We start from the raw sequence: 976 nt of genomic DNA, 5'->3' as shown, positions 1-976 counted from the left end.
ACCCGACTGCGGACGGTCACCATAAGGACGACGCTCACCCTGCGGACGGTCACCATAAGGACGACGCTCACCCGACTGCGGACGGTCACCATACGGACGACGCTCACCCGACTGCGGACGGTCACCATACGGACGACGCTCACCCTGCGGGCGGTCACCATAGGGGCGACGCTCACCGGACTGGTTCCGGTCGTTATAGGGGCGACGCTCACCCTGCGGGCGGTCACCATAAGGACGACGCTCACCCGACTGAGGGCGGTCACCATACGGACGACGCTCACCCGACTGATTCCGATCACCGTACGGACGACGCTCGCCCGACTGGGGACGGTCACCATACGGTCGACGCTCGCCGGACTGATTCCGGTCGTTATAGGGACGACGCTCGCCCAACTGGGGACGGTCACCATACGGTCGACGCTCACCCGACTGATTCCGGTCGTTATGGGGGCGACGCTCGCCCGACTGGGGACGGTCACCATACGGTCGACGCTCACCCGACTGATTCCGGTCGTTATAGGGACGACGCTCACCCGACTGAGGGCGGTCACCATACGGACGACGCTCACCCGAATGGTTCCGGTCGCCGTAGGGACGACGCTCGCCAGACTGCGGGCGGTCGTTGTAGGGACGACGCTCACCAGACTGGGATCGATCCCCCGATGCACTGCGATCGCCACTCGGACGGCGATCGCCGTCGCGGCGCGGTCCGCGCGACGAGGAATCGTTGAACCGAGGCTTCCGGTCCGAGTCAGAACGTCGGTTCTGCGCGCCCTCGCCGTCGTTTCGGCGGTCTCGCTGCTCATCTGACATTCTGACTCCCTGTTCTGCTGCAAAACGCAAAATGGCCACCCAGCTCTGGGTGGCCATTTTACTTAAGAGAAGTCCGGCGGTGTCCTACTCTCCCACAGGGTCCCCCCTGCAGTACCATCGGCGCTGTGAGGCTTAGCTTCCGGGTTCGGAATGTGACCGGGCG

General features: G+C 64.8%; 1 protein-coding gene and 1 rRNA gene. One reads left to right on the top strand and one right to left on the bottom strand.

The genetic code is table 11. The annotated features are described in order from the left end of the window. On the top strand, positions 1 to 810 hold an 810-nt coding region (locus AB0O65_RS13735), incomplete at its 5' end, for a hypothetical protein (RefSeq protein ID WP_363385942.1). Between the two features lie 74 nt (positions 811 to 884). Here the strand turns inward: AB0O65_RS13735 and rrf are convergent. Further along, positions 885 to 976, bottom strand: a 5S ribosomal RNA gene (rrf, locus tag AB0O65_RS13730); the annotation flags it as partial.

The sequence above is a fragment of the Microbacterium sp. NPDC077391 genome (assembly GCF_040686955.1).
Lineage (GTDB): Bacteria > Actinomycetota > Actinomycetes > Actinomycetales > Microbacteriaceae > Microbacterium > Microbacterium commune.
The sequence above is the reverse complement of the archived record's forward strand: the minus strand, read 5'-3'. Positions and strand labels throughout refer to the sequence as shown.